The organism is Aeromonas sp. s12 (assembly GCF_040907925.1).
GTDB classification, from domain to species: Bacteria; Pseudomonadota; Gammaproteobacteria; order Enterobacterales; family Aeromonadaceae; genus Aeromonas; species Aeromonas veronii.
In genome coordinates this window covers 22,116-44,447 of the sequence record NZ_JBFOCT010000019.1, presented here as the reverse complement: position 1 = coordinate 44,447, position 22,332 = coordinate 22,116, and the positions used below count along the sequence as shown (strand labels likewise).

Annotated in this window: 22 protein-coding genes; 16 read left to right on the top strand and 6 right to left on the bottom strand. The window is 59.9% G+C overall.

Annotation, left to right across the window (positions count from 1 at the left end):
• Positions 1-422: 422 nt before the first annotated feature.
• The 10 genes from AB5Y67_RS09505 (at position 423) to mltB (ending at position 10,267) form a co-directional block, all read left to right on the top strand.
• Positions 423-797 (top strand): hypothetical protein, encoded by a 375-nt coding sequence (locus AB5Y67_RS09505; protein ID WP_110302880.1) that lies wholly within the window; start codon positions 423-425, stop codon positions 795-797.
• 123 nt (positions 798-920) lie between these two features.
• Positions 921-1,199, top strand: a complete 279-nt coding sequence (locus tag AB5Y67_RS09500; RefSeq protein ID WP_005334269.1) for a peptidylprolyl isomerase — start codon at positions 921-923, stop codon at positions 1,197-1,199.
• Positions 1,200-1,378: 179 nt separating this feature from the next.
• Complete coding sequence (locus AB5Y67_RS09495; protein ID WP_110302879.1) at positions 1,379-2,053, top strand: DUF1499 domain-containing protein; 675 nt, start codon at positions 1,379-1,381, stop codon at positions 2,051-2,053.
• Positions 2,054-2,078: 25 nt separating this feature from the next.
• Positions 2,079-2,660, top strand: a complete 582-nt coding sequence (locus tag AB5Y67_RS09490; protein WP_021231092.1) for a carboxymuconolactone decarboxylase family protein — start codon at positions 2,079-2,081, stop codon at positions 2,658-2,660.
• Positions 2,660-4,813: an FAD-dependent oxidoreductase gene (locus tag AB5Y67_RS09485; RefSeq protein ID WP_199428388.1), complete on the top strand. Its 2,154-nt coding sequence runs from the start codon at positions 2,660-2,662 to the stop codon at positions 4,811-4,813. The genes AB5Y67_RS09490 and AB5Y67_RS09485 overlap by 1 nt, the downstream gene beginning before the upstream one ends.
• A gap of 17 nt (positions 4,814-4,830) precedes the next feature.
• A complete protein-coding gene (locus tag AB5Y67_RS09480) occupies positions 4,831-6,027 on the top strand; it encodes an ABC transporter substrate-binding protein (RefSeq protein WP_168769875.1) in 1,197 nt (398 codons plus the stop codon).
• A gap of 77 nt (positions 6,028-6,104) precedes the next feature.
• On the top strand, positions 6,105-7,739 hold the full coding sequence (locus tag AB5Y67_RS09475; RefSeq protein ID WP_199416218.1) for an ABC transporter permease: 1,635 nt from the start codon (positions 6,105-6,107) through the stop codon (positions 7,737-7,739).
• A gap of 23 nt (positions 7,740-7,762) precedes the next feature.
• Positions 7,763-8,413, top strand: coding sequence for an ATP-binding cassette domain-containing protein (locus AB5Y67_RS09470; protein WP_110302875.1), 651 nt, complete (start codon positions 7,763-7,765; stop codon positions 8,411-8,413).
• 16 nt (positions 8,414-8,429) lie between these two features.
• Entirely contained in the window at positions 8,430-9,071 is a 642-nt protein-coding gene (locus AB5Y67_RS09465; protein WP_005334287.1) for a CDP-alcohol phosphatidyltransferase family protein, read from the top strand.
• A 104-nt stretch (positions 9,072-9,175) separates the two neighbouring features.
• On the top strand, positions 9,176-10,267 hold the full coding sequence (mltB, locus tag AB5Y67_RS09460) for a lytic murein transglycosylase B (protein ID WP_005334288.1): 1,092 nt from the start codon (positions 9,176-9,178) through the stop codon (positions 10,265-10,267).
• 84 nt (positions 10,268-10,351) lie between these two features.
• On the opposite strand, the gene AB5Y67_RS09455 is transcribed toward mltB, so the two are convergent.
• Entirely contained in the window at positions 10,352-11,017 is a 666-nt protein-coding gene (locus AB5Y67_RS09455; RefSeq protein ID WP_144712447.1) for a peroxiredoxin-like family protein, read from the bottom strand.
• Positions 11,018-11,126: 109 nt separating this feature from the next.
• On the opposite strand from AB5Y67_RS09455, the gene AB5Y67_RS09450 reads away from it, so the two are divergent.
• Positions 11,127-11,705 (top strand): TetR/AcrR family transcriptional regulator, encoded by a 579-nt coding sequence (locus AB5Y67_RS09450; protein ID WP_190973273.1) that lies wholly within the window; start codon positions 11,127-11,129, stop codon positions 11,703-11,705.
• A gap of 122 nt (positions 11,706-11,827) precedes the next feature.
• Here the strand turns inward: AB5Y67_RS09450 and pgm are convergent, their stop codons facing one another.
• The gene (pgm, locus tag AB5Y67_RS09445; RefSeq protein ID WP_150388794.1) at positions 11,828-13,492 is read right to left on the bottom strand and encodes a phosphoglucomutase (alpha-D-glucose-1,6-bisphosphate-dependent); all 1,665 of its coding nucleotides are present in this window, start codon (positions 13,490-13,492) and stop codon (positions 11,828-11,830) included.
• Between the two features lie 58 nt (positions 13,493-13,550).
• Positions 13,551-14,060, bottom strand: coding sequence for a replication initiation negative regulator SeqA (gene seqA / locus AB5Y67_RS09440; protein ID WP_164979986.1), 510 nt, complete (start codon positions 14,058-14,060; stop codon positions 13,551-13,553).
• Positions 14,061-14,334: 274 nt separating this feature from the next.
• Here seqA and AB5Y67_RS09435 point away from each other — a divergent pair, with 274 nt between their 5' ends.
• Genes AB5Y67_RS09435 through fldA form a run of 4 tightly spaced genes read left to right on the top strand, consistent with a single transcriptional unit; the run spans position 14,335 to position 16,275 of the window.
• Positions 14,335-15,117: an alpha/beta fold hydrolase gene (locus AB5Y67_RS09435; protein ID WP_164979987.1), complete on the top strand. Its 783-nt coding sequence runs from the start codon at positions 14,335-14,337 to the stop codon at positions 15,115-15,117.
• A 55-nt stretch (positions 15,118-15,172) separates the two neighbouring features.
• Entirely contained in the window at positions 15,173-15,394 is a 222-nt protein-coding gene (locus AB5Y67_RS09430) for a DUF2788 domain-containing protein (RefSeq protein WP_005334296.1), read from the top strand.
• Positions 15,395-15,414: 20 nt separating this feature from the next.
• Positions 15,415-15,711, top strand: a complete 297-nt coding sequence (gene ybfE, locus AB5Y67_RS09425) for a LexA regulated protein (protein WP_005334297.1) — start codon at positions 15,415-15,417, stop codon at positions 15,709-15,711.
• 39 nt (positions 15,712-15,750) lie between these two features.
• Entirely contained in the window at positions 15,751-16,275 is a 525-nt protein-coding gene (fldA, locus tag AB5Y67_RS09420; protein ID WP_005334298.1) for a flavodoxin FldA, read from the top strand.
• 90 nt (positions 16,276-16,365) lie between these two features.
• Here fldA and AB5Y67_RS09415 read toward each other — a convergent pair whose 3' ends face one another.
• Positions 16,366-16,839: a DUF4442 domain-containing protein gene (locus AB5Y67_RS09415; protein ID WP_021231104.1), complete on the bottom strand. Its 474-nt coding sequence runs from the start codon at positions 16,837-16,839 to the stop codon at positions 16,366-16,368.
• 241 nt (positions 16,840-17,080) lie between these two features.
• Between AB5Y67_RS09415 and fur the strand changes: the two genes are divergently transcribed.
• Entirely contained in the window at positions 17,081-17,509 is a 429-nt protein-coding gene (fur, locus tag AB5Y67_RS09410; RefSeq protein WP_005334301.1) for a ferric iron uptake transcriptional regulator, read from the top strand.
• Positions 17,510-17,623: 114 nt separating this feature from the next.
• On the opposite strand, the gene glnS is transcribed toward fur, so the two are convergent.
• Together glnS and AB5Y67_RS09400 are read right to left on the bottom strand one after the other, a co-directional pair.
• Complete coding sequence (gene glnS / locus AB5Y67_RS09405) at positions 17,624-19,285, bottom strand: glutamine--tRNA ligase (protein WP_129504345.1); 1,662 nt, start codon at positions 19,283-19,285, stop codon at positions 17,624-17,626.
• 344 nt (positions 19,286-19,629) lie between these two features.
• A complete protein-coding gene (locus tag AB5Y67_RS09400; RefSeq protein ID WP_043818486.1) occupies positions 19,630-22,293 on the bottom strand; it encodes a beta-N-acetylhexosaminidase in 2,664 nt (887 codons plus the stop codon).
• Positions 22,294-22,332: the final 39 nt, after the last annotated feature.

The following is a 22,332-nucleotide window of genomic DNA, read 5'->3' as shown; positions in this document are numbered from 1 at the left end:
TGACACAAAAATGCGCGCCAGAAAAATGGCGAACCTTATCCTAACATAGGCATCGGCCAGCGACAGCGCGGTGCCATTGGCAAATTCGCCATATCTTTTAAGAGGTTGACCACAAATCACACATTTTGGTGACAATGACACCGCCCGCTTTCCCGATGGGAGCGAACTGACCCGCTCTGAACAAGGTTGCCTTCGTCGTCAGGCACCATTTGTCACCTCTCCCCCTCTCTTTACCACCAGAAACCCACCACGACAGAGTTTGTCGGCATCGCCCCACCCTCACCGTTTAACCAGCCCGGCACACGCCAAAGCCCGCCGTAGCGGGTGATTAAGAATTGCTCGTTCAGCGCAATCGAATTATCCCGCTGCCTTTGCAGACGTCCCTCCCTCACACTTGAACCATCAACTGAAGGAGACACATCATGCATGCACGTAGCGAACAGATGGCTGACTATATTGCCGATCGTCTCGAGTTCATCACCTTTCTCGCCTGTTGCAGTGCCCTGCTGGCCCTGCTGACCGGCATGAGTGGCCAACAGGCGCTGGCCTTTACCGCCCTGAACCTGCCGTTTGGCCTCGGCATTTTGCTGGCGATGGCGATGCTGGCCCCCCTGCCCGTCCACTGGCGGCTGCCGGGGGTCACCTTGTTGCTGGCAGGTTGCGCTCTGATGACCCTGCAACTGGGGGGCGAATGGCTCAATCCGCTGGCTGTCTGGAGCCTCTACGCCCTGCTCGGGCTGGAGATCATCTGGCAAGCTCGTCCACGCGCCATGCTGGCCACCCGCGCTCGCCAATAATACGGCCGATAAAGGGCGGGCTGTGATGGCTGACGCCAGTGGCAAATTGGGGTACTCTTGCGCCCCGATTTGCTACCACCCTTGGCGTTAACAACCTTCGCCATTACTCCCAGGAGCGCCCCGATGAAAAAAGCCTGTGCCCAGCACATTCTGGTCAAGACCGAAAAACAGTGTCTGGAGATCAAGGAGAAGATCGAGAAGGGAGCCGACTTCGGCCAGATGGCCAAGCGCTTCTCCACCTGCGCTTCTGCAAAACGCAGCGGCGATCTGGGGGAGTTCAATAAAGGGGATATGGTCAAGCCCTTTGACGATGCCGTCTTCAAGGGCGAACTGCTCAAGGTGCTGGGACCGGTGCGCACCAAGTTCGGCTTCCATCTGATCAAAGTGCTCTATCGCAACTAAGTCATCGCAACTGACCATTTTCTCGGTGAAGCTCCCGTCAGGCGGGCTTCACCGACCTCTGCATCTCCCTCGCAAAACTGACCAAAACCACGCCAAACTCTCATCAATTTACTAACGTTATCAGGCAATTAAGTTTATCCTTCTCGGCATTGTCCACATTCGACGATGGATCCCGTGCTATGCCCCGCTCTTGCTTGTGGCCCCTGCTGGCCTGGTTACTCCCGCTCGCTGGCGCCCTCGGCAGCCGCCTTCATCTCTGGCCTTGGTGGATCGGTTTTGCGATCTGTCTCATCGGAGCCCTTGTTTCCCTGATCTTGCTGGTACGCCTGCCCTGGAGCCGCAACCGCTACGCCAGCGGCCTTGGCGCCTTGCCGCTACTGCTGCCGCTGACCTTTGTGCTGCAGGCGCTGCGGATGCCGCTGATCAATGATGTGAGCACAGATCCCTACAATCCCCCCCAGCTACGCTGGGCGGCAGAGCTCAGAACAGCGCAGGATCTGCCAATAAATAGCGCACCGCTGAAAGCAGTTGAGGCAAAACCCGGTCCTCTCTTTACCAAGGCCTCTCCTGCCGAAGTGCTGATTGAAGCCAGCGAACTGATGCAGGAGCTGGGCTGGCAGGTACGACCCAGCCCCGACGGTCTGGATGCGGTGGTTACCACCGGCTGGTTCGGCTTTCAGGATGATGTGGCGCTGCGGGTCTTTGCCGGCCCCAAAGAGACCCGCATCGATATGCGATCAGCCTCCCGTCAGGGGCAAAGCGATCTGGGCACCAACCGGGCGCGGATCGAGGATTTCCTGATCCGCCTGAATGAGCGCCTTGGTCAGGCCTACAAACCCAATTTGAAACCGTAAGTGTGAAACAACAAGAAGGTAACTGATGCGCGTTGAGGTCAAACCCGACCGGGAATATGCCTGGTTTATCCGCCCCTTTTTCTGGCTGCAAAAGCGCAACTATGGTCAGGTGCTTATTCCGGGCAAGTGCTGGGGTCGCTCGCCGCGCCTGTTTGCCGCCGTCGCCACCCTCTACGGGGTCATCAACCGCAAGCGCTCCCCCATCGATCCCGTGCTGCGCTCACTGGTGACGGTGCGGGTCTCCCAGCTCAACTGGTGTCGTTTTTGCGTCGACATCAACGCCATGACCCTGGTAAAGAGAGCCGGTTCCAGCGAGAAGGTGGAGGCGCTGGCCAACTGGCGCGAAAGCCCCTTGTTTGACGAGCGGGAGAAAGCAGTGCTCGACTATACCGAAGCGATGACTGGCCTCGATGGGGTGAGCGATGAGCAGGCGGCCCGCCTCAAACCCTGGTTCGACGACGACGCCATGGTGGAGCTGACCGGCCTTATCGCATTCCAGAACATGTCGGCCAAGTTCAACGCCGCCCTCGATATCGCGCCGCAGGGCTTCTGCCAGCTGCCGGTGCAACCGGAACGCCCTGCCCAGCCAGACAGCAAGGACGCCTGATGAACCGGACCCGCCTGCTGCTTGCACTGGTGATGGGGAGCCTTATCGGTGCCTTTTTTGCCCTCGATCTTGGCCGTTACCTCACTCTGGACGCCTTGCAGGCCCAGCAGGCGGCAGTGGCGCAATGGGTTGACAGCCACTTTGTCTCGGCCAGCCTGCTGTTCGTGCTTATCTATGTGCTGAGCACCGCCCTCTCCCTGCCCGGCGCCAGCCTGCTCACCCTGGGTGGCAGCGCTGTGTTCGGCGTCGCCTGGGGGCTGCTGCTGGTCTCCTTTGCCAGCACCATAGGCGCGACCCTGGCCTTTCTCAGCGCCCGTTTTCTGCTGCGCGACTGGGTCACCGTCCGCTTTGGCGACAAGCTGGCCACCTTTCAGTCCGGCATGGCGAAGGAGGGGGCCTTCTATCTGCTGAGCCTGCGCCTCATCCCCATCTTCCCCTTCTTTCTGGTCAATCTGCTGATGGGGCTCACCCCCATCAGAGTCAGCACCTACTACTGGGTCAGCCAGCTTGGCATGCTGCCTGGCACCTTCGTCTATGTACTGGCGGGCAGCGAGCTTGGCCAGTTAACCAGCACCGGCAATATCCTCTCCCCCGGCCTGATGGTCGCGCTGACCCTGCTGGGGCTGATGCCATGGCTGGTCAAGAAATTGACCGCACACCTTGCCCAGCGGCGCCTGCTCACCCCCTACCGCAAACCCGCTCGCTACGACTACAACCTGCTGGTGATCGGTGCCGGTGCAGGTGGGCTGGTTACCAGCTATATCGCCGCAGCGGTGAAAGCCAAGGTGGCGCTCATCGAGAAGCACAAGATGGGGGGCGATTGCCTCAACAGCGGCTGCGTCCCCTCCAAGGCATTGATCCGAAGCGCCCGCTTTGCCGCAGAGCAGCGTAAAGCCGACGAGCTGGGCTTTAGCCCAAGCCACTCCCGCGCCGATTTTGCCGCCGTGATGGAGCGGGTGGCTGAGGTGATCAAGGAGGTCGAGCCACACGACTCCATCGAACGCTATCAAGGGCTTGGAGTGGAGTGCATCGAAGGGGAGGCGCGGCTGGTCTCTCCCTGGGAGGTGGAGGTTAACGGCCAGCGCCTTGCCAGCCGCCATATCGTCATCGCCACCGGCGCCCGACCGCTGGTGCCCAAGCTGCCGGGGCTGGATCAGGTGCCTTACCTCACCTCGGATAGCCTCTGGCAGCTACGCACCCCGCCGCGCCGCCTGCTGGTGCTGGGCGGCGGCCCCATCGGCTGCGAGCTGGCCCAGAGCTTCGCCCTGCTCGGCATTCCCGTGACCTTGGTGGAACTCTCGGAGCAACTGCTGCCCCGCGAAGAGAGAGAGGTAGCCGACGCCCTGGCCGGGCAAATGAGCCAAGATGGCGTGCAGCTACTCACCGGCTGGCGCGCCGAACGAGCCGACTATCTGCCCGCAGCAGAGGGGGCTCTCCCCATCCGGCTGCAACTGCACCGTGGCGATGAGACACAGGTGGTGGAAGGGGATCAACTGCTGCTGGCACTGGGTCGGGTCGCCAATGTGAGCGGCTTCGGGCTCGAAGCGTTGGGGGTCGAGCTGGCCCCCCGCGGCACCATAGCGGTCGATGGTTTTCTTGCCACCAACTTCCCCAGCATACTGGCGGTGGGAGACGTAGCGGGCCCTTACCAGTTCACCCACTTTGCCGCCCATCAGGCCTGGTATGCGGCGGTCAATGCCCTGTTTGGCCAGTTCAAGCGCTTTCGGGCCGACTATCGGGTCATTCCGGCGGCCACCTACACCATGCCGGAGATTGCCCGGGTCGGCCTCAATCGCAAGGAGGCCGAGGCGCAGGGGATTCCCTTCGAGGCGACCCGCTTCGAGCTGGCCGAGCTGGAGCGCGCCATTGCCGATGGCGAGCGCCACGGCTTTGTCGAGGTGCTGACCGTGCCGGGCAAGGATACTATCCTTGGCGCCACCATAGTGGGCACTCACGCCGGTGAGCGGATCGCCGAGTTCGTGCTCGCCATGCGTCACCGCCTCGGCCTTGGCAAGATCCTCGGCACCATTCACGCCTATCCCACCCTGATGGAGGGGAACAAATATGTGGCGGGTGAATGGAAACGGGCCCACCAACCCACCCGGGTGCTGGCGTTGCTGGCCCGTTATCACCGCTGGCGCCGTGGCGCCTGACAACCAGAGAAACGTTTATGCTCAAGCCATTCTCACAACTCAACTCACAGCTCAAACGGCGGCTAAGTGCCCTGCTGTGCACCCTGCCACTGCTGGCCAGCGGCCCGCTGTTAGCCACCCCTAATGACCATTGGCAGCAGACCCTTGAGGAGGCGAAGGGGCAGACCGTCTACTTCAACGCCTGGGGCGGCAGCCCGGAGATCAACGCCTATCTGGTGTGGGCCGGGCAGGAGCTGGCACGCAACTATCAGGTCAAACTGGTGCAGGTGAAGGTGGATGACATCGCCCAGAGCGTCAGCCAGTTGCTGGCCAACAAGCAGGCGGGCAAGCAAGCTGGCGGCCCCATCGACCTGCTCTGGGTCAACGGCGAGAACTTCAAGGCGCTCAAGGAGCAGGGGCTGCTCGGCGCTCCCTTTACCGCCGAGCTACCCAACATGGCGCTAGTAGACAGCACCCTGCCGGTGAGTGAGGACTTCACCCTGCCGGTAGAAGGGCTGGAAGCCCCCTGGGGCATCGGCCAGCTCAATCTGATGGTCGACACCGAAGAGGTCGCCAGAGCGCCCAGCTCGGCAGCAGCCCTGCTGGCGTGGGCCAAGGCCCATCCCGGCCGCTTCACCTATCCCAAGCCGCCCCAGTTCCATGGCTCCAGTTTTCTCAAGCAGATCCTGCTGGAGTTGACGCCAGACCCCGCCCCCCTCTATCGGGAGGCGACCGAGCGCGACTTTGCCAACGTGGCCGCCCCGCTCTGGGCCTGGCTCGATGAGCTGCATCCGGCACTCTGGCGCAAGGGCAAACTGTTCCCCACCAGCGCCGCCGAAACCCGCCAGCTGCTTGATGATGGCGAACTGGCCATGGCCATCAGCTTCAATCCGCAGGAGGCGCAGAGCGCCGCCCAGATTGGCGCCCTGCCCCCCAGTGTTGAAGCTGTCGCCATGGAGAAAGGGGCGCTCACCAACAGCCATTTTCTCGCCATCCCCTTCAACGCCAGCGCCCGTGCGGGTGCCAAGGTGGTGGCCAACTTCCTGCTGAGCCCGGCGGCGCAGGCACGAAAAGCCAATCCGGCCTTCTGGGGTGATCCCAGCGTGCTGCGGGCCGATACCCTGCCTGATTCAGCCAAGGGGCAACCGGCACTACGCTTCAAAGCAGTGGCCGAGCCTCACCCCAGCTGGCAGCTCAAGCTGGAAGCAGCCTGGGCCGAGCGTTACGGTCACTGATGAGTGCCTCTGGTCACCCGCTTTCCCGCTCCCGACCGTGGCGCCGGTTGACACGCCACCCCAGTATGAGTGCGGGGATGGCGGTCATTTATCTGGCGATCTTCGTCATCCCATTGCTGGCGGGACTGTGGCAACTGCTGGCGGAGGGGATGGCCGCCTCTCATCTCGCCTTGCTGCTCGCCCAACCCGGTCTTTGGCACTCAGCAGCACTGAGCCTGTGGATTGGCGCCGCCTCAACCCTTGGCAGCCTGCTGTTGACCGCCCTGCTGTTGGCCCACAGCGACAGCCGGGCTTTCGGGTTGCTCCGTCGTCTGCTCTCGCCGATGCTGGCCATGCCCCACGTCGCCTTTGCCATCGGTTTTGCCTTTTTGCTCGCCCCCTCCGGTTGGCTGCTGCGGCTCGTCTCGCCAGCGCTGACCGGGTTTGATCTCCCCCCCGACTGGCAGACCATTCGCGACCCTTGGGGGCTCGGGCTGATTGCACTGCTCGTTTTCAAGGAGACCCCCTTTTTGCTGCTGATGGCGATGGCCGCACAGCAACCCATCCACCTGGCACGCCAGCAGTGGCTAGGGGCGAGCCTCGGTTTTAGCGCCCCCCAGATCTGGTGGCGCCTGCTGCTGCCAGCGCTCTGGCCTGCCCTGCGCCTGCCCATCTATGCGGTGGCGGCCTACGGTGTGGCGGTGGTGGATCTCGCCCAACTGCTCGGGCCCGATTCCCCCACCCCGCTGGCGGTGCGGTTGTGGCTCTGGTATCAGGATCCGGATTTGCTCTGGCGCGGCGCCACCGCCAGCGGCGCCCTGCTGCTGCTCGCCATCACGGCGCTGCTCATTGCCATGCTCAGATTACTGGAGTGGCTTCATAAAGAGATGGGCAAAGGCTATTGGCTCAATGGCAAACGGGCGGCGCCCCACTTCTTTGCCAACCGGCTCGCAGCGGGCTTTGCCTTCACCCTGATCACCCTCAATCTGGCGGTGCTGGCGGCCCTGCTACTCTGGTCGCTGGCGCGCCGCTGGCCCTTTCCCGCCCTCTGGCCCAGTCAGTGGAGTGGTAACTACTGGCTGGATCTGCTGCCAACCCTGCTGCCACTGCTGGCAACCAGCGCACTGCTGGCACTGGCGAGCGGCTTGCTCGCGCTGATGATGGCGGTGCTGAGTCTGGAGGCACAAGCCGGCCGCCGCCCCTGGCCACTCTGGCTTATCTGCCTGCCACTGTTGCTGCCGCAGGCGAGCCTGCTTTTTGGCATCCGGATCGGGCTGGACTGGCTTGCACATGACGCGATAAGCAGCGGCATTGGCTGGAGCTGGGTGCTCTGGAGCCAGCTGCTGTTTGTCTTTCCCTATGTCTATTTGTGCCTGCACGGCCCCTATCGCAAGTTCGATCCGCGGATCACCCAGAGCGCCCTGCTGCTGGGGGCTACGCCATGGCGAGCCTGGTGGCAGGTGAAAGCGCCGCTGCTGGCGCGCCCGCTGCTGTTTGCCTTCAGCGTCGGGGCGGCGGTGAGTTTGGCCCAATACCTGCCGACCCTGCTGTTTGGGGCTGGCAGAGTGGTCACCATCACCACCGAAGCGGTGGCCATCGGCAGCGGCCTCAACCGGCGACTGGCGGGGCTATACGGCCTGCTGCAACTGCTGCTGCCGCTCGTTATCTATCTGCTGGCGCTCTGGCTGCCGGCGCGGATCAATCCGGCGCTCAAGGGGGGCGGCTCACGATGAACTCTGATGATGGAAACAGCCATATGCTGAGCACCACGCCTCTTCGACTTTACCTTGATGAAAATCCACTGCTCTCGCTCCCTGCCCTGCAGGTGGCCCCCGGCGAGGTATTGACACTGATGGGGCCGAGCGGCTGCGGTAAAAGCTCCCTGCTGGCGGGGCTGGCCGGGGTACTGCCCGGCGCGCAGACAGATAGCGGCCCGATCCGGCTGGAGGGGGAGATAAGGCTCGGCGAGCGGCCACTCAACGCCCTACCGCCGCAGGCGCGGCGCATCGGCATGCTGTTTCAGGATGACCTGCTGTTCGACCATCTGACGGTGGCGGAGAACCTGATGTTCGGCATGCCAGCGACCATCAAGGGAAAACGCGCGCGGCGGGAAAAGGCACTGACCGCATTGGCACAAGTCGCGCTGGCGGATCAGGCTGACAAGCTGCCGCAGTTGCTGTCAGGGGGTCAGCGGGCGCGGGTCAGCCTGCTGCGGGCGCTGTTGGCGGAACCCGACGCCCTGCTGCTGGACGAGCCCTTCTCCCGCCTCGACAAGCCGCTGCGGGCAGCCTTTCGCGAGCTGGTGTTCGCGCAGATCAAGGCGCTGGCCATCCCCGCTATTCTGGTGACCCACGATGCGGAAGACGCGCCGGGCACCATACTCAACCTCACCGAATGCCACTGTTAACCGAGGAGTGTTCACCTTGTTTGATCGCCATCTGATCCCCGTGATCCGAAGCCCCCTCACTCAGCTTGCCAAACCGCTCTGCCGCGCCGGGGTCAGTGCCAATCAGGTGAGCCTCACCGGCTTTGCCATCGGCATGCTGGCGTTGCCGCTGCTGGCCTTTGGCTGTTATTCATGGGCGCTTGTGGCCATCCTGCTCAACCGGCTGCTGGACGGGCTCGACGGCGCCGTGGCGCGGGAAACCGGCATCACCGATTGCGGCGGCTTTCTCGACATCACGCTGGATTTTATCTTCTACGCCGCCGTGGTGCTGGGCTTTGCCCTCGCCGCCCCTGCCAATGCGCTGCCCGCCGCCACCCTGCTGTTTGCCTTTATGGGCACCGGCTCGAGCTTTCTGGCGTTTGCCATCATGGCGGGCAAGCGGGGGATCGACAATCCGGTCTATCACCACAAGTCCCTCTACTATCTGGGCGGCCTCACCGAGGGGAGCGAGACCATCGCCCTCTTTGTGCTGATGTGCCTGTGGCCCGCCGCCTTCGCCCCGCTCGCCTACGGCTTTGCAATGCTCTGCGCCATTACCACCCTGACCCGACTCTGGAGCGGTTACCACACCCTGCGTCCCCCCCAGCGCGAAACAGCACAGCCCTCACAGAAGGGCTAATCCATCGCACGATGAATTGGCGGCAAACAAGGCGCACGGAACACTTGCACGGGGATGACAATGTTTTACCATTGCGACACTTTATCAGTCTCTTTGAGAACCCTATGCGTCGCCTTGCCTCTCTTCTCACTCTGTCATTATTCCCCCTGCTCGGTGGCTGCAGCAGCGCCCCCGCGCCAAAGCCCTTGGTCGTCCCCCAGCCCAAGAGCGCCTTTATCAATCAGGCGCCATCGAGCAAACCCGTTTATACACAAGGGGTTAGCAAGGGGGACTTCGCCAATCGCCCCAACGTGGACCGGTTCGTCCAGAAGATGGTCGAGAAGCACGGTTTTGACAATGCCCAGCTGCATCAGGTGCTGGCACAAGCAGAGCGTTACGACTGGATCATCCGCCTGATGGATGCCCAGGCGCCGACTACCGCCAAGCCCACCGGCCCGACCGGTGCCTGGAACCGCTATCGCGCCAAGTTCATCACCCCGGACAACGTACAGAATGGCGTCAACTTCTGGCGTGAATACGCAAGCGAGCTGAACCGGGCGGAGCAGATCTACGGGGTGCCGCCTGAGATCATCGTCGGCATTATCGGGGTGGAGACCCGCTGGGGCCGGGTGATGGGCAAGACCCGCATTCTGGATGCGCTGGCCACCCTGGCGTTTGATTACCCACGCCGCGCCGAATTCTTCACCAGCGAGCTGGAAGCCTTCCTGGTGATGACCCGCGATGAGGGGATGGACCCCACCGAACCCAAGGGCTCCTATGCGGGCGCCATGGGCTACGGCCAGTTTATGCCCTCCAGCTTCCAGCGCTATGCGGTGGACTTTGATGGCAACGGCCACACCAACCTGTGGGATCCGGTGGATGCCATCGGCAGCGTCGCCAACTACTTCAAGGCCCACGGCTGGGAGAAAGGCCAACCGGTGGCGGTGCGCGGTCAGGGCCAACTGCCCGGCTATGAGCATGGCTTCCAGACCCGCTACCCGGTCGCCACCCTGCGCCGCGCGGGGCTGACGCCCACCAGCCCCCTCGGCAACCACAGCGAGTCGAGCCTGCTGCGCCTCGATGTCGGCACCGGCTACCAATACTGGTACGGCCTGCCCAACTTCTACACCATCACCCGCTACAACCACAGCACCCACTACGCCATGGCGGTGTGGCAGCTGGGTCTGGCGGTGAAAGAGGCCAAAGGCGGTTACTAGGTCATCCGCTTATAAATACGAGGCTGGCCCGTCAAGGCCCGCCTCGTCTGCACTCCATACTGCACCTTCTGGCGCAGTGTCGGTTTAAAGCATCCCGGCCGCGGCCAGTCTGTCCAGCTCAACGATCAGCTGGGTCGGTTCTGCCCGTTGGGTGTAGTCCACATTGACGAAGTGGTAGCGCACCACCCGATCCTGGCCAAGGATATACGTCGCCGGGACAGGCAAAGTAAAACTGTCATCCCCGTTGCTGGCCGGAATATCGATACCAAAACGCTCATAGATTGGGCGCAGCACCTCGGGCAGCTCGAATACCAACCCCAGCGAAGCCGACACCCGGTTGCCTTCATCGCTGAGCACAGTGATCGCCAGCTCGTTGGCGGTGAGAGTGTCCTGCGCGGTTGTTGGCATCTCGGGAGTCAAACCGAGGAGGGTGACCCCCCGTTTCACAAACTCGGGCAAAGCGATATTGAGTGCCTGCATCTCGAGATTGCAATAAGGACACCAACCACCTCGATAGATGTTGAGCACCACAGGCCCCTCAGCCAGATAGTGGGAGAGCGGGCGTACCACCCCGTGCTGATCGGGCAACGCAAAGTCAGGAAACTGATCGCCAGTGACAAATGCCCCTTGTCCCAATCCGCTCGCCCTTAGCGCTTCTGTTGCCCCCTCCATCACCGCCAGTACATCACCAGGGACTTTAGTTCGCTTTATCGCATCGTACTCTTTGATTTTTTGCTCAAGTGTGGGCATGATTATCATCCTTTCTGTAGTGGTCACTACAATATCAAACAAGCCACCAACACTGGTCAAGATATTTTTTAGTGATCACTACAAAAAGACAACACAAGCAGGAATCGAAATGGCAAGACCGGCATCATTTGACAGAGAACAAGTTCTGGAGATTGCCCTCAACAGCTTCTGGGAAACGGGCTTCAGCAACACTGGCATCGCCACACTCGTTGACAGAATGGGGTTGAAGCCCAGCAGCCTGTACGGCGCCTTCAGCTCTAAAGAGGGATTGTTTATCGAAGTGTTGCAGCGTTATTCAGCACAGAGTCTGGCGCAGATCGAACTGTTGTTGGCCTCGGCAGATTCTCCCCTAGCCGGTGTACGAGCCTTGCTCGATGCTGTAGCTCGGGATGCCATAGCCAGCGAGGCACATCGTGGCTGCCTGCTGGTCAATACCCTGCTGGAAGTGGGGCGCCAAAATCCAACGATTCAGCATGAAGCCAGCGTTCACTTGGCCGAAGTGGAACAGCGGGTGGCCAATAACTTGCACCAGGCACAAGCAGCTGGAGAGTTGGCCGCCGAGCGCGATATCGACACCCTCGCGGCTTTGTTGATGACCATGGTGTGGGGAATGCGCGTACTGGGTCGCACCCATCCACCTGCCGCTAAGGTACAGGCTGTGTTGGCCCAGATACAGGCCATGCTTTAAGCCACAGACCAGCAGCCCCTCGCACAATTCGTAGCCACCACAGAAAAACAGAGGAGCCGATTTGACTCCTCTCTTCACCTTGTCTTTAGCCCGAGGACCCGGGCGCTGACGTGATGCGTGGCTTAGACACCTGCCTTAGCCAGTGCCGCGGAGACGATCTGCTGGGCTTCCTGCTGGATGAGGTCGAGGTGCGTGTCGCCCTTGAAGCTCTCCATGTAGATCTTGTAGATGGACTCGGTGCCGGAGGGGCGCGCCGCGAACCAGCCGTTCTCGGTCACTACCTTGAGACCGCCGATGGCGGCATCGTTGCCCGGCGCCTTGGTCAGCTTGGCGATGATGGGCTCACCCGCCAGGGTGGAGGCTTCTACCAGTGCCGGATCCAGCTTGGAGAGCACCGCTTTCTGGGCGCTGTTGGCCGGGGCGTCGATACGGCGATAGCTGGAGCGGCCGAATTTCGCCTCCAGTGCGTCGTAGTGGGCCTGCGGATCCTTGCCGGTCACCGCCAGAATTTCCGCAGCCAGCAGCGCCAGAATGAAACCATCCTTGTCGGTGGTCCAGACAGTACCATCTTTGCGCAGGAAGGAGGCACCCGCGCTCTCTTCGCCGCCAAAGCCAAACTCGCCGTTGTAGAGGCCATCCACGAACCACTTGAAGCCGACCGGCACCTCTTTCAGGGTGCGGCCAATCTCGCCGGCAACCCGGTCGATCATGGAAGAAGATACCAGCGTCTTGCCGACGGCCGCATCGGTAGACCAGCCGGTGCGATGGGTAAAGAGGTACTGGATCGCCACCGCCAGATAGTGGTTCGGGTTCATCAGGCCAGACTTGGTGACGATGCCGTGACGGTCGTAGTCAGGGTCGTTGCCAAGGGCGATGTCGAACTTGTCTTTAAGGGCAATCAGGCTCGCCATGGCGAACGGGCTGGAGCAGTCCATCCGGATCTTGCCGTCTTTATCCAGGGTCATGAAGGAGAAGGTCGGGTCGACCTTGTAGTTCACCACCTCGATATTCAGGCCATAGGTCTTGGCGATGACGTCCCAGTAGGCAACGCCGGAGCCGCCCAGCGGATCGACACCGATCTTGATGCCCGCGTTCTTGATGGCGTCCATGTCCAGCACGTTCTTCAGATCATCCACATAAGGGGTGACATAGTCGTGCTCGACCACGAACGGGCTCTTGAGCGCCTCGGCGAACGGCATCCGTTTCACGCCAGCCAGACCCGCTTCCAGAATCGCGTTGGCACGGTCCTCCACCCACTTGGTGATCTCCCCTTCGGCGGGGCCACCATGGGGCGGGTTGTACTTGAAGCCACCATCTTCCGGCGGGTTGTGGGACGGAGTGATCACCACGCCGTCGGCGCGCGCTGCAGGCTTGCTGGCCCCTTCTTTGCCAGAGTTGTAGCGCAGGATGGCGTGCGAGATGACCGGGGTCGGGGTAAAGCCGAGGCCAGCCTGAATGCGGGTTTCAACACCGTTGGCCGCCAGCACTTCGACCGCACTGGCAAAGGCGGATTCGGACAGGGCGTGGGTATCCATACCGACAAACAGCGGGCCAGTAATACCGGCCTGCTGGCGATACTCCACCAGTGCCTGGGTCACCGCCAGAATGTGGGATTCAGTAAAGGCGCAGTGCAGGGCGCTGCCGCGGTGGCCGGAGGTACCGAAGGCCACCCGCTGCTCGGGGCGGCTCATGTCCGGCTTGTTGAGGTAGTAGGCGCTGACCAGACGGGGGATGTTGGTCAGGTCGCTTAAACGGGCCGGTTGACCGGCGTGGGAATGCTGAGCCATGGCGTTTTCCTTGCGTAATGGCGGCCTTGCCGGGCAAGGCCTGAGTCTTGAAGAATCGTTAAATTGCGCCACACACTTGCGCGATCACCTCTTCGCCATAGCCCATGCTGGCCATCAGCTGGGCCACCATGTTCTGCTTGCGGCTGGTGTTGGTGTTGGTGATCACCCAGAACGGGGTCTCCGGTACCGGCTTGGGCTTGGTGGTGCTACCGCTGGCACGCAGAGCCTCGGGATCCTGCGAGAAATAGACGCGCTTGCGCCCCTTGATTTCGGTGGCCTGGGTAAAGCCTTCCGGGTTATCCCGGTAGAGGGTACTCAGCACCAGCATAAAGCGGTTGATGGACTTATCTTCTTTTTGCAGCTCACCGGAATCGAGCAAGGCTTGCAGCCCTTGTTGGGTGGCTACCGTACTGGGCTGCGCGACGGCAACTGGCTCGGCAACCGGCACACGTTGGTGAGCAGGCTGTTCCAGCAGACGGCGCAGGATATCGGAGGCACTCTCACCAATGTGCCGGGTCTGGCTGGCGATATAGAAGTAGAGATCGTCATCAAGCTCGATGGTTTTCATAGGGATGCGCTGGACTCGTCGAAATTCGGATGCGGCGATTATACATAGGCAAACCCGACAGCCCAAGCAAGGGGCTGGCAGATGTACATGAATCTCATCGAGAATACGGCATAATAGCGGGCCAAGTGTGTGATCAGCCGCACTGATAGCCGATCCGGACAGGATTTTTTAGAAAAAAAACCACATAAAATCCCAATCCATTGGACGAAATCCTTTTCTTTCCAGTGCGTTAAATAAAACAGCGATACGCACCCACGACCGACAAGGTGTCATTTTGCAACAAAACAGCATATTGAACTTCAAGGAGCAGGGTCAGGGCCCGGCGGTCATTCTGATCCACGGCCTGTTTGGCAGCCTCGACAACCTCGGCCTGCTGGCCCGAGCCCTATGCGAACACTATCGGGTGATCAGCGTCGATCTGCGCAACCACGGCGCCTCCTTTCATAACAGCGAGATGAGCTATCCAGCTCAAGCGACCGATATCCTGACCCTGATGGATCGGCTGAATATTGCCGAAGCCACCCTGATTGGCCACTCGATGGGTGGCAAGGTAGGGATGCAGGTCACCAAGCTGGCGCCAGAGCGGGTGACCAAGCTGGTGGTGGCCGACATGGCGCCGGTCGCCTATCCCCACTCCCGCCACCAGAATGTCTTTGCCGGACTCAACGCTACACTGCGCACGCCGCCGCAAAGCCGCAGTGAAGCGGAAGCCATGCTGGCGCAGCACATCGAGATCGCCGGGGTGCGCCAGTTTCTGCTCAAATCCTTCGCCAAAGGCGAGGATGGTTGGGGTTGGCGCTTCAATGTGCCAGCCCTTGAGCAAAACTACGCCAACATCATGGGCTGGCCAGAGGATGATCGCCACTTCGAGGGGCCGGTGCTCTTTATCAAGGGGGGGGATTCCGACTATATGCAGCCGCAATACAGCGAGACGGCACTGGCCCAATTCCCGGCGGCAAAGGTGCGGGTTATTGCGGGCACGGGCCACTGGCTGCACGCCGAAAAGCCGGTTTTGTTCAATAAATTGGTTGTGGATTTCCTGTCGACAGGCGGTTAACAGTTTCAAATCCTTTGTGATATAGTGCGCCCGTCATAAGGAGTGTGCGCAATCCATGCTAAGTGAACATATCGACCTGATCGAAAGTTTGGGCCTCAAGTTATTCTTTGTGGCCATTTTCATATTGATTGGCCTGGCCATTCAGGACGTGCTCAAGCGCGGCAATGTGCCCCGTTTCGGTCGTTTTATCGTCTGGTTGGTACTGTTTCTGGGTTGTGCGGGTTTTGTCGCCAAGGGGCTGATCGAACTGGGCTGGGAAGGCTCAGGACTCGGCTAACTTATTTTCATCTGTGATGTATGGCCAAACAGCAAACTGATCGAACAACACTGGATCTGTTCGCAAATGAGAAGCGCCCCGGCAGGCCAAAGACCAATCCACTCCCCCGCGAGACCCAGCTCAAGATCAACAAGCGTAACCAGCTTAAGCGCGATCGGGAAAATGGGCTGAAGCGGGTAGAGTTAAAGGTGGAGGCCGAGTTGCTGGAGCGCCTGAACCAACTTGCGTTACAACAGAACATCAGCCGAGCCGAGCTGATCCAATCTATCCTGAAACAACAGATTGAGTCCGCCTTTGCGGTGGACATTGCAGTCTGAGCGTTGAGCATTAACACCAAATACGGGTAACTAAACACTATGGCAAGTGTAGGTCTGTTTTTTGGCAGCGATACCGGTAACACCGAAGCTGTCGCCAAGATGATCCAGAAAGAGCTGGGCAAAAACCTGATTGAAGTCCGTGACATCGCCAAGAGCAGCAAGGCCGACATCGAGAGCTTTGATCTGCTGATGTTCGGCATCCCGACTTGGTACTACGGCGAAGCCCAGGCCGACTGGGACGACTTCTTCCCCGATCTGGGCGAAATCGACTTCACCAACAAGCTGGTCGCCATCTTCGGTTGCGGTGATCAGGAAGACTATTCCGAGTACTTCCTCGACGCCATGGGCACCCTGCGCGACATCGTCGAAGCAAAAGGCGCCATCATCATCGGTCACTGGCCGACTGCCGGCTACGAGTTCGAAGCCTCCAAGGCACTGGTTGATGACAAGCACTTTGTCGGTCTGGGTATCGATGAAGATCGCCAGCCGGAGCTGACTGCCGAGCGCGTCAAGGGCTGGTGCAAGCAGCTGCACGAAGAGATGTGCCTGGGCGAGCTGGAGTAATCCGCCTCCCCTCATACCTCTGACAACAAGGGCCCCGACGGGGCCCTTGTTGTATCTGCTTGTTGCGATGCCTGCCTTTATTCTTCCCTGTTATTCACCTCTGTGCTCCGGTTTGGCTCGCACATAGAGGGTGCGCTTGACCTGCGCAACCAGTTCGCCGCTCTTGTCCTGCACCGAGACCTCGAATTCTGGGAAGTGTTTGTTGCCACCTTCAGTCGCCGCCATTATTTCGGCCAGCTTGCCCTCGGTCAGGTTGAACTCGGCCACCAGCTTGCCCTTGCCCGGCTTGATGTAGTTGATGCTGCCCGCCTTGTCCCAGACGTAGTAGCGATTCTTGAAGTAGCCCATCAGCATCAGCGGATAGATGGGGTCAGTCATGGCAAACATGCTGCCGCCAAACTGGGTGCGGTTGGCATTCTTGTTCCACCAGCGGGATTTCAGGGTCACCCGACAGTAGCGAAAGTCATCGCTCAGGGTCTCTATCTTGATACCGGCGCCCCAGAAAGGGGGCCAGGCGTTGAGTGCACGGCGCACCCAAGCCGCATTGTCAAAAAGCCAATCCATGGATCTCATCCGACCAGAATATGAAAGTTACATCTTATCAACATCTGCCATGCCAGCAAGTCGGACGACACGATTGATTATTTCAATCCAACCGGCCATTTATGGCTAAACCCCTTGAATTGCTGGGTTTATTTTTAGGGAGGCTACGACCTATAATGACAGGCCAAGCGAGTTCAAGGTTGCCATTCCTGCGGCAGTCCATCAGAATAACCCCACCTTCGAGAATGCGAATAAGTAGAATATGGCAGACAACAACCAAGCGTTAAAAAAGGCCGGGCTCAAGATCACCTTGCCCCGGGTCAAAATCCTGGAAATCCTGCAACAGCCGGACTGCCAGCACACCAGCGCCGAAGATCTCTATAAACGACTGATCGACCTGGGTGAAGAGATTGGTCTCGCTACCGTTTATCGCGTTCTCAACCAGTTTGATGATGCCGGTATCGTTACCCGTCACCACTTCGAAGGTGGCAAGTCGGTATTCGAGCTGGCCACTCAGGAGCACCACGACCACCTGGTTTGCCTCGACTGCGGCAAGGTGATCGAGTTCTCCGACGAAGTGATCGAACAGCGTCAGCGCGAGATCGCCAAGAAATTCAATATCCGTCTCACCAACCACAGCCTCTACCTCTACGGTCACTGTGCAACAGGTGAGTGCAAGCACGACGAATAAGTCGCCCGTGACTTGCAGATAACGGACAATAAAAAAGCCAGCATTAGCTGGCTTTTTTATTGTCCGGCGCAGGCCGCTGGCAGCACAGGGCAGGGTCTCCCCTGCCCCATCGGCTTAGCCTTCTACCTTGCCCCAGGAGTCGCGCAGGGCAACGGTGCGGTTGAACACCAGATGCTCCGGGCTGGAGAGCTTGTTGTCGGCGCAGAAGTAACCTTCACGCTCGAACTGGTAAGCCTGCTCCGGCTTGGCGTTCTTCAGGGAAGCCTCGACACGAGCCCCCTCGATGATCACCAGGGATTCCGGGTTCAACGCGGCTTCGAAGTCATCCTCGGCGCCCGGGTTCGGCACCTTGAACAGACGATCGTAGAGACGTACTTCCGCTGGCAGGGAGTGAGTGGCGCTGACCCAGTGGATCACCCCTTTCACCTTGCGACCATCGGCCGGATCCTTGCCCAGAGTCTCGGGATCGTAGGTGCAGTAGATGCAGGTGACCTTGCCATCGGCATCTTTCTCGATACGCTCGGCCTTGATCACATAGGCATTGCGCAGACGCACTTCCTTGCCCAGCACCAGACGCTTGAACTGCTTGTTCGCCTCTTCTTTGAAGTCCGCTTCATCGATGAAGATCTCGCGGGTGAAGTTCAACTCGCGGGTACCCATCTCGGCATTGCTCGGGTGGGCCGGGGCAGTCAGCACTTCGTCGGCAGCCAGGTTCTCGATGACCACTTTCACCGGATGCAGCACGGCCATGGCGCGCGGTGCATGCTCGTTGAGGTCTTCGCGGATGCAGGCTTCCAGCATGCTCATCTCGACGATGTTGTCCTGCTTGGTGACGCCGATGCGCTTGCAGAACTCGCGGATGGAGGCCGGGGTGTAACCACGACGACGCAGACCGGAGACGGTCAGCATGCGCGGGTCATCCCAACCATCGACGTGTTTCTCGGTCACCAGCAGGTTCAGCTTGCGCTTGGACATGACGGTGTATTCGAGGTTCAGACGAGAGAACTCGTACTGACGGGGGTGGCAGTCGATGGTGATGTTGTCCAGCACCCAGTCGTACAGACGACGGTTGTCCTGGAACTCCAGAGTACAGATGGAGTGGGTGATCCCTTCCAGCGCGTCCGAGATGCAGTGGGTGAAGTCATACATCGGGTAGATGCACCACTTGTCACCGGTCTGGTGATGGTGGGCAAACTTGATGCGGTAGATAACCGGATCACGCATCACCATGAAGGGGGATGCCATGTCGATCTTGGCGCGCAGGCAGGCGGTGCCTTCGGCGAACTCGCCATTCTTCATCTTGGCAAACAGCGCCAAGTTCTCTTCCACGCTGCGATCGCGGAACGGGCTGTTCTTGCCAGCTTCAGTCAGGGTGCCACGGTACTCGCGCATCTGCTCGGGCGTCAGCTCGTCCACATAGGCCAGACCCTTTTCAATCAGCTCGATGGCGTAGCCGTGCAGCTTGTCGAAATAGTCGGAGGAGTAGCAGATCTCGCCATTCCACTGGAAGCCGAGCCACTGAACGTCCTGCTTGATGGACTCTACGTACTCGATATCTTCCTTCACCGGGTTGGTGTCATCGAAACGCAGGTTGCACTGGCCCTGATAGTCGCGGGCGATGCCGAAGTTCAGGCAGATGGACTTGGCGTGGCCGATATGGAGATAACCGTTCGGCTCGGGCGGAAAACGGGTATGCACGCTGCTGTGCTTACCGCTGGCCAGATCTTCATCAATGATCTGACGAATAAAGTTAGTTGGGCTGTTCGCCTGACTCATGGCTCACCTCAAAAAAGCGTCACTGGCGGAAGTTGTGCCGGCTGGCACCCTCATCCCCCCGCCGTCAAGCCGGGTATGATCCCTTATTACGGGCGCTGTCTCAACCTGAATTTGGCACTTCCGGGCCATTGCGCCGCTAAAAACGGTGTGGCTTGGCACATTGCACACCAAATGCATAAAAAAGCCCCGCACTGGGCGGGGCTGAAAGTGATGAAAAACACAAAACAGACAATTACACACAACAAAGGCTCACACGCACAGTCAACCTTTCCCAAACCCGATGCGCCATCGCCCTTGGGAAAGGCGGGTCTTGCGACCCACCTCATGTTAACGGTTGACTGCTATCAGTTCAGTTCGGTGACACGGCTGGTGCGCTTGCCATCGAAGCTGGTGGTACGCAGGTAGACCTTGCCATTCACGCTCGGCTTGGCCGCGGCGTCATAGGCACTCCAGTTGGTACCGTCCAGGCTGTACTGGATGGGCAGACCCGGCAGATCTACGTTCGCTTCCAGCACACCGTTCACTACCTTGGCACCCGGGACGGAGAGGCGGTATTCAACACCGGCCTGATCCAGTTTCGGCAGCACGCGCTGACCCAGCACGTTGGCAAACTGGTTCCACTCTTTGTTGAGGGTGGCCTTGTTGACGAACTTGGTCTCGCCGGAGAACTCGCGACCCTTCACATAGTTCAGCTCGAAGCCACCTTTGTGCCAGGCACGCTCAGCCACGGAGAAGATACGCGGGTAGACCATGTACTCGTACTGAGCATCGGTACGCACGGTTTCACTCCACTGCTGACCGGAGATCCCCTTGAACTTGACCGGATCCTGATCACCCTTGGCCACGAAGGCGTTGCCGTCGCGGTCAACCGAGGTCTCGGCGTTCTGCGGCAGGTTTTCCGGGGCGAAGGCGAACACCTTGCGGGTGTCGTTGAAACGGGTTGCCCAGTAGTAGCCACGCTCGGCCGGGTGTACTTCGTTCGGGAAGTCGAAGTAGAGGTAATCCGGGTTGGAGAGCACCACTTCGTAACCCTTGTGGGCCCACTTCATCGCTTCGTTGAAGCCACCCCAGTAGAGGGTTTCCCAGAAGTTGACACGGGTGTTGTCGGTGGCGAAGTCCTTGGCACCGCTGGCGTACTTCAGACCATCTTCCCACGCCTGCAGGGTAGAGAAGCCGCGGTCTTTGACCATCTGGCCCACTTCCTTGGCGAAGTAAACCGGCAGCTCGCCCACTTCCTTGATCTTGCCTTCGTCGATCATCTTCTGGCACATCGGGGACTTGCCAAACGGTTTGTCCTGCTTGCTGGAGTCGACGTTACCTTTCCAGGCGACCAGCTCTTCTTTCTTGGTGACGGCCGGATCCTGATAGCCACCGCCCTGCATGATGTTCTTAGCCTCATCACCACCGTAGTGCCATGCGGTCAGCGGCTGACCGGCGGCCTGGTGCATCTGGGCAACTTCATCCATTACCTTGGCCACGAAGGTGGCAGCACCCGGTTGGCAAGGGTTGATGAAGGACATCTTGTCGTAGAACTGGACTGAGGTGACGTTGGAGGTGTCAGCCGGATCAGTCAGACGGAACTGGTTGGCTTCCGCTTCTTTGCCTTCCGCCATCAGACGCTTGTAGCGCGCTTCCATGGAGACCACGGCAGCACGGGCGTGGGCCGGCATGTTGATTTCGGGGATCACGGTCACACCGCGGGCCTTGGCATAACGCACCAGATCCACGTAGTCAGACTTGCTGTAGAAACCGGAACCCTGGTTGTCGCTGGTCGGGCCGGAACCCAGTTGCGGCATCAGGCACTTGGTTTCGGACTCGTCGTGGCAACGCTGGCTACCGACCTGGGTCAGCTCCGGCAGACCCGGGATCTCCAGACGCCAGCCTTCATCGTTGGTCAGGCCAAGGTGCAGCACGTTGAGCTTCATGGCAGACATCTGGTCAACCAGCTTCTTCATGGTATCCAGACTGCGGAAGTGACGGGCCACGTCGGTCTGCATGCCACGGTATTCAAAGCGCGGCGCATCCTCGACGGTCATCGGGCTCACCAGCTTGTCATCAACACCCAGCAGGGAGATCAGGGATTGTGCACCCCAGAATGCCCCGTCGATATCGCGACCCTGGATCACGGTGCCCTTCTGACCGATGGTCATGTCATAGCCTTCAGCCTGCTTGAGCTTGCTGCCGAGCTTGATGGTCACCGGGTAGCCGGTGTCGGAGAGGGTAACACCCAGCTTGGTCAGTTGAGCCTTCAGGGCCTCGGCGCGATCGCTCGGCAGATCCAGGGCATTGAGTTTGATGGTAGAGAAGTCAACCTGCGGACCCGCTTTGACTACCTGCTTCATCGGGGTCGGCAGGATCTGGTTGTCAATCTTGCCAGCCGGCAGCAGGGTACTGGTCTGGTTGGCCGCGAAACGGGTCTCGCTGTTCATCAGGATGTTCTTGTCATCCTTGGTACGCTTCCAGCCATCAGCCGGCATCGGCTTCTCGTAGGTGCTGGCATCATTGATGTTGCTCATGCTGGCCAGTACTTTCGGCTCGGCACCTTCGCTGGCGACATACCAGTTCGGCATGATGTCAGATTCGAACAGTACCCAGTATTCCACCACCAGCGGCACTTCGACCGTGGCATCCTTGGCAAAGCCCTGGAACTTCTCGGTTGGCGTCAAACGATAGAGATCGCCGGTCAGGTGAGTGATGGTGAACTGGTCGTTATCCACACGCTGGATACGACGGATGGAGGAGACGTAGATGCTCCAGTCTTTGGAGGTGACGTCCGCACCGGTATTGGTCAGGTGCAGCTTGGCAACGCCACAGCTTGCCCACTCGGAACCGAGCGCCTGGCAATCGAGGCCGGCACCGGCACCGTCGTTGGTGACCACTTCATACTTGACCACCAGGTTGTTGGCGAGGGAGTCGACCACGGCCTGCTTGGCGGCATCGGCTGCCTGGACCTGGCTGACAAAAACGGTAGACATGGCAATGGCTAACAGAGAATGTTTCAAGTTCATAACTGCTGCTCTCATTTGAAGTAAAGGTTGGATTTTCTT

What these genes read in the sequence shown, in the direction of transcription:
- pgm (WP_150388794.1), bottom strand. Translation starts at nt 13,492, where the DNA reads ATGGCTCAGCATTCCCACGCCGGTCAACCGGCCCGTTTAAGCGACCTG.
- fldA (WP_005334298.1), top strand. Translation starts at nt 15,751, where the DNA reads ATGGCAAGTGTAGGTCTGTTTTTTGGCAGCGATACCGGTAACACCGAA.
- fur (WP_005334301.1), top strand. Translation starts at nt 17,081, where the DNA reads ATGGCAGACAACAACCAAGCGTTAAAAAAGGCCGGGCTCAAGATCACC.
- ybfE (WP_005334297.1), top strand. Translation starts at nt 15,415, where the DNA reads ATGGCCAAACAGCAAACTGATCGAACAACACTGGATCTGTTCGCAAAT.
- AB5Y67_RS09430 (WP_005334296.1), top strand. Translation starts at nt 15,173, where the DNA reads ATGCTAAGTGAACATATCGACCTGATCGAAAGTTTGGGCCTCAAGTTA.
- AB5Y67_RS09490 (WP_021231092.1), top strand. Translation starts at nt 2,079, where the DNA reads ATGCGCGTTGAGGTCAAACCCGACCGGGAATATGCCTGGTTTATCCGC.
- glnS (WP_129504345.1), bottom strand. Translation starts at nt 19,285, where the DNA reads ATGAGTCAGGCGAACAGCCCAACTAACTTTATTCGTCAGATCATTGAT.
- AB5Y67_RS09400 (WP_043818486.1), bottom strand. Translation starts at nt 22,293, where the DNA reads ATGAACTTGAAACATTCTCTGTTAGCCATTGCCATGTCTACCGTTTTT.
- AB5Y67_RS09505 (WP_110302880.1), top strand. Translation starts at nt 423, where the DNA reads ATGCATGCACGTAGCGAACAGATGGCTGACTATATTGCCGATCGTCTC.
- AB5Y67_RS09415 (WP_021231104.1), bottom strand. Translation starts at nt 16,839, where the DNA reads ATGGATTGGCTTTTTGACAATGCGGCTTGGGTGCGCCGTGCACTCAAC.
- AB5Y67_RS09500 (WP_005334269.1), top strand. Translation starts at nt 921, where the DNA reads ATGAAAAAAGCCTGTGCCCAGCACATTCTGGTCAAGACCGAAAAACAG.
- seqA (WP_164979986.1), bottom strand. Translation starts at nt 14,060, where the DNA reads ATGAAAACCATCGAGCTTGATGACGATCTCTACTTCTATATCGCCAGC.
- AB5Y67_RS09470 (WP_110302875.1), top strand. Translation starts at nt 7,763, where the DNA reads ATGCTGAGCACCACGCCTCTTCGACTTTACCTTGATGAAAATCCACTG.
- AB5Y67_RS09495 (WP_110302879.1), top strand. Translation starts at nt 1,379, where the DNA reads ATGCCCCGCTCTTGCTTGTGGCCCCTGCTGGCCTGGTTACTCCCGCTC.
- AB5Y67_RS09475 (WP_199416218.1), top strand. Translation starts at nt 6,105, where the DNA reads ATGGCGGTCATTTATCTGGCGATCTTCGTCATCCCATTGCTGGCGGGA.
- AB5Y67_RS09485 (WP_199428388.1), top strand. Translation starts at nt 2,660, where the DNA reads ATGAACCGGACCCGCCTGCTGCTTGCACTGGTGATGGGGAGCCTTATC.
- mltB (WP_005334288.1), top strand. Translation starts at nt 9,176, where the DNA reads ATGCGTCGCCTTGCCTCTCTTCTCACTCTGTCATTATTCCCCCTGCTC.
- AB5Y67_RS09455 (WP_144712447.1), bottom strand. Translation starts at nt 11,017, where the DNA reads ATGCCCACACTTGAGCAAAAAATCAAAGAGTACGATGCGATAAAGCGA.
- AB5Y67_RS09450 (WP_190973273.1), top strand. Translation starts at nt 11,127, where the DNA reads ATGGCAAGACCGGCATCATTTGACAGAGAACAAGTTCTGGAGATTGCC.
- AB5Y67_RS09480 (WP_168769875.1), top strand. Translation starts at nt 4,831, where the DNA reads ATGCTCAAGCCATTCTCACAACTCAACTCACAGCTCAAACGGCGGCTA.